Origin of the sequence: Neorhizobium sp. CSC1952 (assembly GCF_030378245.1) — a bacterium.
Lineage (GTDB): Bacteria > Pseudomonadota > Alphaproteobacteria > Rhizobiales > Rhizobiaceae > Neorhizobium > Neorhizobium oryzae_A.
In genome coordinates, this window is the sequence record NZ_CP128416.1 from 1,912,513 (window position 1) to 1,922,913 (window position 10,401).

The 10,401-nt window shown below is 57.1% G+C and carries 8 protein-coding genes and 1 tRNA gene; 4 read left to right on the forward strand and 5 right to left on the reverse strand.

Features of this window, described 5'->3' with window-relative positions; translation table 11 throughout:
- Positions 1–27 precede the first annotated feature (27 nt).
- The 4 genes from QTA58_RS09585 to QTA58_RS09600 are packed head-to-tail and all read right to left on the reverse strand — an operon-like array spanning position 28 to position 6,548.
- Entirely contained in the window at positions 28–780 is a 753-nt protein-coding gene (locus QTA58_RS09585; protein ID WP_289672588.1) for a SprT family zinc-dependent metalloprotease, read from the reverse strand.
- Between the two features lies 1 nt (position 781).
- Positions 782–3,796 (reverse strand): type I restriction endonuclease subunit R, encoded by a 3,015-nt coding sequence (locus QTA58_RS09590; protein ID WP_289672589.1) that lies wholly within the window; start codon positions 3,794–3,796, stop codon positions 782–784.
- A 6-nt stretch (positions 3,797–3,802) separates the two neighbouring features.
- Entirely contained in the window at positions 3,803–5,068 is a 1,266-nt protein-coding gene (locus QTA58_RS09595) for a restriction endonuclease subunit S (protein WP_289672590.1), read from the reverse strand.
- Positions 5,058–6,548, reverse strand: a complete 1,491-nt coding sequence (locus QTA58_RS09600) for a type I restriction-modification system subunit M (protein ID WP_289672591.1) — start codon at positions 6,546–6,548, stop codon at positions 5,058–5,060. The genes QTA58_RS09595 and QTA58_RS09600 overlap by 11 nt, the downstream gene beginning before the upstream one ends.
- A 130-nt stretch (positions 6,549–6,678) precedes the next feature.
- Here QTA58_RS09600 and QTA58_RS09605 point away from each other — a divergent pair, with 130 nt between their 5' ends.
- The 4 genes from QTA58_RS09605 (at position 6,679) to QTA58_RS09620 (ending at position 9,635) form a co-directional block, all read left to right on the forward strand.
- Positions 6,679–7,638, forward strand: coding sequence for a DUF5655 domain-containing protein (locus QTA58_RS09605; protein WP_289672592.1), 960 nt, complete (start codon positions 6,679–6,681; stop codon positions 7,636–7,638).
- A gap of 73 nt (positions 7,639–7,711) precedes the next feature.
- A complete protein-coding gene (locus tag QTA58_RS09610; RefSeq protein WP_289672593.1) occupies positions 7,712–8,422 on the forward strand; it encodes a DarT ssDNA thymidine ADP-ribosyltransferase family protein in 711 nt (236 codons plus the stop codon).
- On the forward strand, positions 8,422–9,453 hold the full coding sequence (locus tag QTA58_RS09615; protein WP_289672594.1) for a macro domain-containing protein: 1,032 nt from the start codon (positions 8,422–8,424) through the stop codon (positions 9,451–9,453). Before QTA58_RS09610 ends, QTA58_RS09615 begins: the two co-directional genes overlap by 1 nt.
- Positions 9,454–9,545: 92 nt before the next feature.
- Positions 9,546–9,635 (forward strand) — tRNA-Ser (locus tag QTA58_RS09620).
- Between the two features lie 162 nt (positions 9,636–9,797).
- Here the strand turns inward: QTA58_RS09620 and QTA58_RS09625 are convergent.
- On the reverse strand, positions 9,798–10,397 hold the full coding sequence (locus QTA58_RS09625; RefSeq protein WP_289673084.1) for an ankyrin repeat domain-containing protein: 600 nt from the start codon (positions 10,395–10,397) through the stop codon (positions 9,798–9,800).
- Positions 10,398–10,401 lie beyond the last annotated feature (4 nt).

Here is a 10,401-nt window from a genome sequence, read left to right on the forward strand (position 1 = left end):
TCCACATTAGAAGTTAAATTTGTTTAGCTACTCCAATGCGAGATTCGGTCTCACCTTCTCCCACCCCAGCATATGCTCGTTCTTGTCGAGCCAAGCCTTGCGCTCCTGCCAGTCCGGCAGCACGCGCCCCACCAGGCCCCAGAACTCCGGCTCATGATTGCGATGCGCCAGATGACACATTTCGTGGACGACGGCGTATTCGAGCACCGGCTTAGGCGCGAAGATCAGGTGCCAGTTGAGGTTGATCTGCCGATCCTGGCCGCAGCTGCCCCACATGTGCTTCTGGTCCTTGATCTGCACGCCGCGCGGTTTCAGCCCATGGCGCTCGCCATACTGACAGACAAAATCGCGGGCGTCGTCGCGCACGCGGCGCTTCAGCCAGAGCCGGAGAGCGCTTTCGATGATGGTGTCGGATGTTTCCGGCGACAGGTCGGCGGGCTTGCGGATCTGGAATCCGTTGCGGAAGCTTACCTCGACCAGGGAGCCGTCGAAGGGCTCGATGGTGAGCCTCGTCATGCGGCCACGATAAGGGATCTTGGCGCCGGTCACGAACTGGTAGACGCGCGTCTGCGCCTTGGCGCGCTCTGCCATATGCTGAAGGTTTTCGATGATCCAGGCGCGCCTGCGGTCCAGCACCGCGCGGATCTGCTCGTCGGTGGCGCTCTCCGGCACCAGGAGCTCGAAGGATTTCAGCGTGACGCTGAGGCTCGCCCTGCGGGCCTTCGCCGAGCGCCGCAGCGTGTATTCGATCTCGCGGCTGCCGATGCGATAGACGGCCATGTCACTGCCTCGCAAAATGCTTGAGCGCGTAGGCCTCGACCTCCTCCGGGATCTCCCTCAGCTGGGTGAGGCCCGCCAGATGCGCCATGGACCGCACCTGCTGGCGCAGGTTCTTGCGCAGGCCATCCTTCTCCCACCAGCCGAAAGGCGCAGTGACGGGGTCGGTGTAGAGTTTCTCCAGCCGGATCGCCAGATCCTCGCCTTCAGGCCCCGAGGTGAAGCCGTTGAGGATCTGCAGAATGCCATAGGCGCCGGGAGAAAGACCCGCCTCGACATGGGCGGCATCTTCGGCGGTGATGTCCTTCGCCAGCTCTTCGGCTGCCTTCAGCTTTTCCGCCCAGGAGAGCTGCGCGCTTTCGAGCTTTTCCAAGAGCTGGCGCAGTCGCTCGGAGAATTTGCCATATTGATGCGGACTGTCATCGATCCGCTCGGTCACGGTCTTGCGCAGCTCCGTCGTCTTGCGGATCGCGGCCGTCATCAGATCTTCCTCGGTCTTGGCCGTGGGATCGAAATCCTCCCAGAACTCCGGATCGGTGATGTGGCGCAGCTTCACGGTGACGCTCAGCCCCGTCGCCTCCAGATGCTCTTCCAGCATCTCGCGGATCTTCTCGCTGTAGTTCATCTGGTCGAAGGCCTGGCGCTTCTCGAAGTGCTGGGTGCCATAGAGCAGGAAGTTGGCGACCCATTTCAAGTCAGCGGTGAACTCCAGCACGCTTGGGTCTGGGCTCAACGTCTCATACAGCGCGATAAAACTGCGGGCCTTGGCCTTGAAGTCGAACCACTTGTCCTCCGTGCCGAGCAGCTTCACGAAAGCATCATATTCCGCCTTCAGCGCGTCCTTGTCGCTCGCCTTGCGCTTCAGCGGCTTCATCAACGCGGCGACAGCCGAATGCGCGGCCCGGAACTGATTACGGAGATCGTCCAGGTCGCGCATGGCATTCTTCACGTCATCGGCGCGGTAGGAGGAGAGCGCTGCCTCCAGATGGCCGGAAACGCCGATGTAATCGACGATCAGCCCGTTGCGCTTCTTGGCATCCGAAACGCGGTTGGTGCGGGCGATCGCCTGCAGCAACCCGTGCTCCTTCAGCGGCTTGTCGAGATACATCACGCTTTCGATCGGGCAGTCGAAGCCGGTCAAGAGCTTGTCGCAGACGATCAGGAACTGCGGGGCCTCCCCCTTGCGGCCAAAAGCCTTCTTCGCCAGCTTTTCGGCTTCGGCATCAAGATAATGCGCCTTCAGATCGGTGCGGATAGCCTGCTTATGCGGATCCTCGCTCGGTTTGCTGTCTTCCTGGTTGATCGAATAGACGCAAGCCGACATGGCGTCGGCACGTGCCAGCGCATCGGCGGGCTCCATACCCTCGGATTGCAGATCCTCTGATATCACTTTGGTCAGCGCCTGCTTGTAGAGGATCACCGCCTCGCGATCGATGGCGACGATCTGGGCCTTGAAGCCATCAGGCCGGGCATATTGCTTGAAATGGGTCCAGATGTCGTAGGCGATCAGCGCGATGCGGGGTGGATGCTTGACCAGATCCTCGATCTGCACGCCGCGCTTCTTGATCTCGTTCAGCTTGTCGTCGTCCAGCTCGGCAAACCAGGTGTCGAACAGAATGTCGATCTTGGCCTCGTCGATATGCCAGTCGGTCTTGCGGCCGGTATAATAGATCGGCACCGTCGCGCCATCGGCCACGGCGTCGTCGATGCCGTATTTGTCGAGATAGCCTTCTCCCGGCACCCCGAAGTTCTCGTAGGTGTTCTTGTCGTCCTTCTTCACCGGCGTGCCGGTAAAGCCGAAGAAGCGGGCGTTGGGCAGCGTGGCGCGCAGATAGGCGCCGAGATCCTTTTCCTGGGTGCGGTGGGCCTCATCGACCATCACGATCCAGTTTTGCGAATTTGCAATTGCTTCCTTCGAGCCCTGGAACTTGAAGACGGTGGAAAGCGCCGTGTGCCCGTCCTTGCCGCTGCGGATCAGCGCATGCAGATCTTTGATGCTCTCGATTGCTGTTGGGTTTGGCAGGCCGCAGGCGGTGAAGGTGCCGCAGATCTGGGAATGCAGGTCCACTCGGTCGGTCAGCACGAGAATGTTCGGATTGGTCAGCGCCTCGGATTGAATTGTTCGGTGCGTCTTCAGCTTCAGTGCGGCAAACACCATGGTCAGCGATTTGCCGCTACCCTGGGTGTGCCAGATTAGCCCCTGCCGATGCTTGCCCTCTATCACGCGCTCAACGATGCGGTTGACGGCGCGAAACTGCTGGTAGCGGCAGATTTTTTTGATCGTGCCGGTCTCTGTTTTTTCGAACACGACATAATGCGCGATCAGGTCCAGCAACCGCCCCGGCTCCAGCAGGCACCAGAGGCCCTTGGCGAGCGTATCGGGAAAATCACCCTCCACCTTCGGCCAGGGGTCGCGCCATTCGGCATAGTATTTGGAACCGGAGCCGGTCGCACCATAGAGCACCAGGGCACCATCGGTAACGATGTTGAAGACATTGGAGAAGAACAGGCGCGGAATATCCTGCTCATATTGCCGGATCTGCTCGAAGGCCTCGCCGGTCTTGTCTTTCACATTCAGGGGGCTTTTCGCCTCGATCACGACAAGCGGAATGCCGTTCACATAGATCACGACATCGGGCTTGCGCGTATTCTCAGCCTTCACCCGCAGCTGATGCGTCACGGAGAACTGGTTGTTGCCGGGTTCGAGAAAGTCGATCACCCGCAGCGTCTGCCGCGTTTCCTGGCCGGTCAGCTTGCGGGCATAGTCCCCGCGCAGCACCTTCAGCCAGGCCTCGTTGTCGCTGATCGCAGCCAGTTCCCCATAGGCGGCCTCGGCAGAGGCGCGGTCGATCCCGTTGATGCGCATCAGCGCGTCGATGAGCTGAGGGCGAAACAGAACCTGGTTTTCGCCTTCGCGAAGGGTCGCGTGATCCGCCGGCGCCACGAAGCCATAGCCCATAGCCTTGAGATGCTTGATCGTGGGGCGCTCGGCAAAATGCCATTCAGGGCCATAGCTCATGGGCGCTTACTCCGCAGCAATCGGCAGGGCGTTGTTGACGCGCTTGCGACCGGTGAGGAGGTCGGACATCAAGGCGGATTTCAACTGCAACTGCTGGCTAAGCCTCGAGGTCGCAACCGAAATCGCTGCATCGAACGACTTTGAAATCCTAACGATTTCGGATTGCTCACTGAGGTCCGGTAGTCTGACTGGAAACTGCTTCACCTGTGTCGAATTGATTGAGGCTAGGTTGGTGCTTCGCTTGGAGCACGACTGGAAATAAGCCTTGCCGCTTCGAGACGCGGTGAGGTTTGCCAAAAACTCTGGGACAAGACGCTCCTGGTCAGCGCGAACTGCGAATACATGATTCTGATGCAGGCACGGCTCGACTGAGCCGTCCCAGACATCGCCCCTCCCGAGTTTATCGTAATCACCGCCCTCAGTCATCAGGACGTCGCCCTTCCGAAGGCTGTAACGCTCGATTTGGCCACGGCTGACGGAGATGGTCTGTAGATCGGAAAGATCAACATACCCGTCCTGCACGTTGGCGACCCGCAAATAGGGTAAGTCCACTGCGTCGAGGATCTCCTTCTTGTTTTTAGCAAGCCCAGTGCGAACTGACGCAACATCTTGCAGTTCAACGACCTCCCACCCCTCCGGGATCTCCCCGATCTCCGTCTGTTTGAAGCGCGTGTGGCCGATGCCTTTGGTCAGCAGGCGTTCCAGCACGCCCTGCTTGACCTTTCTGGTCTGTTCGATCACCGCCCGCGTTGCCGCAATGGCCTCATCGACGCTGGACAGAATTTCGGCGATGCGGCGCTGTTCGTGGAGTGGGGGAACCTGCACTTCGACTGCTGCGACCAAATCGATGTTCAGATTGCGAACCGCTGAGCCAGCAGCCTGGCTAGAGAAAAGCTGCTGCAAAATATCCGAGCCCAGCAGGTAAAAATAGAATTCGCGATCGATACTATTTTCATCGTTAGGGCGAAGGAGAAGCCAGCCGTCGTGTATGCAGCCGTCTATCGCCATGATGTAAGGACGACCAAAGCTCATAGAATTCGAAAGGATGAAGTCCCCAGGTATTACCCTTCTAGTCTTGGACAGCCCCTCTGGCTTAATCCTCTCCTTGGTGGTGCGAATGAATTTTCCGCTAGCAGTCGCATCTCCGATCTTTATCCAGTTTATCCCGTTGGGATCGTCGGTAAGATATGCGTCAATCGGACGTGGTGATCCGCCTCTCGCGACGGTGAAGATGTCGCCTAGTCTGTAGCGATTCCAACCATCAGGCGACATAACCAAGCTCCCGCAGAAAGCCCATCATCCGCGCTTCCGCTGCATCCCGCTCGGTCTGAAGCTCGACCAGCTTTTCCACCTCGACAGCCACATCCACTTCCGCCGCCTCTTCGCCCAGATGCACATAGCGGCTGATGTTGAGGTTGAAATCGTTCGCCTCGATCTCGCTTGCCGGCACCACCCGCGCCAGTCGCTCGGCATCAGCAAAGTGGCCATAGGCCTTTGCCAGCGTGGCGACATTGGTATCCGACAGGTGGTTCTGCGCCTTGCCTTCAACGAACTGCTCGGCGCCGTTGACGATCAGGATCTGTCCCTTGCGCGCCGCAGGCTTTTTCTTGCACAGTATCAGGATACAGGCCGGAATGCCCGCGCCATAAAACAGGTTGGGCGCCAGGCCGATCACCGCCTCGATCAGATCATCCCGGATCAGCCCCTCACGGATCTTACCCTCGGCACCACCGCGAAACAGCACGCCATGCGGCAGCACCACGCCACAGACGCCGTCTTCCTTCAGGCTCGCCACCATATGCTGCACGAAGGCGAGGTCGCCGTAGGACTTCGGCGGGCAGCCATAGCGGTCGCGACCATAGGCATCGCCCTTCGACCAGACATCATGGCCCCAGCTTTTCAGCGAAAACGGCGGGTTGGCCAGCACCCGGTCGAAGGTGCGGATGGCCTTCACGCTGTCGCCTGTCAGGTGCTTCGGCTCCAGTAGCGTATCTCCGCGCGCCACTTGCGCATCGTCGATATCGTGCAGGAACAGGTTCATCTGGCAGATGGCCCAGGTATTGAGGTTGCGCTCCTGGCCGAACAGCGACAGGCTTTTCGGGTTCTTGCCCTGCCGCTCCAGATGATGCACCGCTTCGAGCAGCATGCCGCCCGAGCCGCAGGTGGGGTCATAGATCGACATGCCTTCTTCTGGCTTCAGGCACTCGACGATCAGCCGCACGACCATCTTCGGCGTGTAGAACTCGCCGCCCTTCTTGCCGGCATCATCGGCAAACTGCGCGATCAGATATTCATAGGCCTGGCCCAGCACATCCGGCTCGACGTCGGAATTCCGTAGGCGATAGGTCTCGAAATGCTGAAGCAGTTTTTCCAGCATGGCATCCGGAAAGCGTTCCTTGTTGTTGAAATCGACATCCTGGAAGACGCCGCGCAGCCTCATGTTCGCGTCTTCAATGGCGCGGAAGGCGGCGTTCAGATGGGTGCCGATATCGGTCGTGTGCTTGCGCACATCCTTCCAGAAATGGCCCTTGGGGATATCGAACCGGTGTTCATCGGGATCGGCCGCCAGATCGGCATCGTGATAGCGCGCCAGTCGCTCCTCATACTCCTCCTCCCAGACATCCGAGAGGCGCTTGAAGAACAGAAGACCGAAAATGTAGTGCTTGTAATCGCCGGAATCGATCGATCCCCGCAGGATATCCGCCGCCCGCCAGAGATGGTTTTCCAGCTGCGCCAGGCTCAACGTCGTCATGTATGCTCATCCCTTACATCAGCCGCAGGCCGATCCTACCAAATCGCCGCGCACCGGCAAATTATCTGGACAAGGGCTGCAAAGCGATTAGAAATTTGAGCACAATCTGCGGTCACATTCGGGGTGAATCTTGAGTGATATCAAACTGTTTCACGTTGGGGGTGCCGAGGTGACCGAGCTGCCTGGCAGTGCCATTCAGGTCGAGAAGTCGCTGCAGGTCTTGTTCGAGACCAATCTGGAGGCCTTGCTCGGCATCCGTTTCGTTGCGACTGAGCATTCGACAGGCCCCGTCCACGGCGGGCGGATCGACACACTCGGCCTCGATGAGGACAATTCACCCGTCATCATCGAATACAAGCGCTCGGTGAATGAGAATGTCATCAATCAGGGTCTCTTCTATCTCGACTGGTTGCTCGATCATCGCAGGGAATTTCAATGGATCGTGATGGAGCGGCTCGGTCAGGAGGCCGCGAACGCCGTCGATTGGTCGGCACCTCGTCTGCTGTGTATCGCGGGTGATTTTACTCGCTATGACGAGCACGCCGTTAAGCAGATCGCCCGCAATATCGAACTTATCCGTTATCGGAGGTTTGGCGATGCGCTGCTGATGATGGAGCTTGTGCATGCGCCGAAGACGGCCAAGTTGGCGTTGACGAAGACGGTGACGGAAACCAAGGCCGGCGGCCAGCCGGAGCAAACAACTGAGTTGGACCAGGAAAACGATCCCTATCTCAGCCAGCGCATGAGCTATCGGCTTTCCCAGTCGTCATCAGAGCTGCGCGACATCTACGATGCGGTCTACCAGTTCCTTGTCGGCCTCGGCGACGATGTCCAGGTGAAGGAGCTCAAACTCTACACCGCTTTTAAACGGCTCAAGAATTTCGTCTGCGCGGAGATCTATCCCCAGTCGCGAACGGTGACACTGTTCCTCAAGCTGGATCCGGATCAGGTCGACCTGGAAAATGGATTTACGCGTGACGTGCGCAATGTCGGCCACTTTGGGACCGGAGATCTGCAGGTGACGTTGAGGACTATGGCGGACTTCGAGAAGGCGCAGCCGTTGTTGCGACGGGCGTATGAGGGTGGGTAGTTTCAGAACGGAGTTGTTGCATGTAGATGCTGAATTGCCGACTGATTACAAGAAATATTGATGGAGTAAGCCCTTGCCAAAACGTTTTATATTTCGGCAGGTTCACTTTGCGGATATTCCGACTTTTCTTAACGATGGGGAAATTCGTGCAAAGAACCACAAAAATCCGCAGGCTTGCCATCAAGCTTCATACCAAGCGATCGTTAATCGCAGGGGCACGTCTGAGTTTGAATTGCCAGGCGGAGTCGTCAATGACTATGTGCCGTTTTATTTTTCTCCCATAACCTCTTTCACATTCACTATAAACCAAGGAAACGTTCCATCATTCTCTCCGTCTGGAGAAAGCCTCGGTATGGCAAAAGACGATGACCGAGTGTTCATTGTTGCTCCAGTCGATATCTTCCCTGCATCCGGACTGGATTACTGCTTCAGCGATTTTGCGCTGAATTCACAAGCGCCCTTGCCTTCGATAGAGACTGACTTGCAGAAGCTTGAGGAGCACGTCCACTGGAACGTTTTCGATGAGGCGCCATATAAGGGTGCAATCCCCGAGATTGGATACCAGGGGGTTTGCTCCTGGTTTCACAATATGGCGACTCCGGCATCGCGTCAGCTTCGAAGCCAGAAAAGAATGGCGGAATTTCTAGTCAGGGACGCTGTGCCGCTCGATCTGGCATGCTGCATTGTTGCCAAATCAGAAGCCATAAGTGATAACGTGGCAAAAATGATGGCCGCTTCTCATTGGGATATTCCGACAATAACGAAGCGTGGGTGTTACTTCTGATGACTCTTATATTCGAAACGGGCGATTTGTTTGCGCAGCCAGTTGAAGCGCTTGTGAATACGGTCAACTGTGTCGGTGTTATGGGCAAGGGTGTGGCGCTGGAATTCAAGCGTCGTTGGCCGGACAACTATAAAGCCTATAAGCGTGTTTGTGACGCACGTGAGCTGACACCAGGTCGGATGTTCGTGTTTGATCGAGGCAAGCTCTTCAGAGATGAAGGGCCGCGCTACATCATCAACTTTCCGACTAAGAATCATTGGCGCTCTAAATCGACGCTGGAATATGTGAGCGCCGGTCTTGATGCTCTCATTGAGGAAATTCGCAAGCGAGGCATTTCGTCTATCGCTATGCCGCCACTTGGTTGTGGCAATGGTGGCCTTGACTGGAAAGACGTTCGCCCCTTGATCGAGTCGCGCTTAGCGGAGCTCACCGATGTGAAAGTTGTTGTGCTTGCGCCGAAGGACGCCGAGGACGAGCCCGAACATGCTCAGGTGAAGATGGGTATGAATCGCCAGCGCGCAATACTTTTGAAGACGCTGGGAGATTTTGAAGGATATTTCGATGGAAGGTTTGATCGGATCTCGCTTCAGAAAATAGTCTATTTTCTCCAAGTCTTTGGAACGCCTTTCAATCTTCAATTCTCCAGAAACCTTCACGGACCTTATTCAGAGTCGCTTCGTAAAGCCTTCATTGCGTTTGAGAAGCTTGGAATGATAAGCGGTTTTACATCTTCTGATCGACAATCGCATGTCACTCCAGCGGCCTATGCAGCTGCGGATGAGTATCTCAAGGATCCAGCCGATCTCGGCGTGATTGAGCGCCTGAGCAAATTAATCCAAGGGTATGAAAGCCCCTACGGACTTGAGCTGCTTTCTTCGGTTCATTGGCTTGCGGATAAGGAGCAGCACTATCCTGTTGAGAAGATCATTGAAGAGATGCGCAATTGGAATGACGGCAAGCGTAATTCTTTCAACGACAAGGTGATTAAGTTGGCCTATGAACGCCTAAAGGCTGATGCGTTGGTGGCTTAGTCACGGCTGAGCCCTTGAAAGAGCCACGACCTCGCCACTCCAAACTCTCGTTATGAGAACGCCGCGCTGACCAACGCGTCATCAGTTTCCGTGGAGAGGTGGCTGAGTGGTCGAAAGCACCGCACTCGAAATGCGGCATACGGGCAACCGTATCGTGGGTTCGAATCCCACCCTCTCCGCCAATCTGAACCTCTGCCAAGGTTCTCCCGTTACAGCTGTTTCAATCCAGCTTACCTGCCAGGTCCCGAGCTGCCCTCGCTGCTTTGATTGCCAGCCATTGGTCATTTCCCGATATCGATCGAGGATGAAATGCGGAAAGCCAGGGCGTGGCAAGCTCGTACGGGCTATCGCTGTGCCGCTTCCAATACGGCCGCGATGTCCTTGTAGCCGCGAGTCCGTGCGTGTTGCAGCGGAGTTACGCCGTCCTTATCAGCAATATCGATCCTCGCTCCGCCAGCGACAAGAAGCCTTACGACCGATAGCTGACGTGCGCCACCGTCGCCCAGGATGATCGCCTCGAGAAGCGCAGTCCATCCGAGATCGTTGACGTGATCCACATCCACGCCGGCCTTGATCAAAGTCTCTACTGTCTCGACATGCCCTCGTTCGGAAGCCGGAATGAGCGCCGTCCCGCCAAAGCGATTGGTGCTCTGAAGATCCGCGCCATGGGACAATGTCATTCGAAGGATTTCGAGATAGCCGCTGGCTCCGGCATAAAGATAGGGGCTGTCCCGGATGGCGTCCTTTGCGTTAACGTCGGCGCCCGCCTCGATGAGAAGCCGCGCTGTCTCGATATCATTGGCGCGGGTTGCGATCAGAAGCGCGGTCTGGCCGCGTTCGTCACGGGCATCGATCGCAACGCCTTCTTTTAGAAGAGAGGCGACAGCCTTGCCGTCACCCCTCTTGGAAGCATCCAACAGCAATTTGTCTTTCGTTTCCGACATCGCA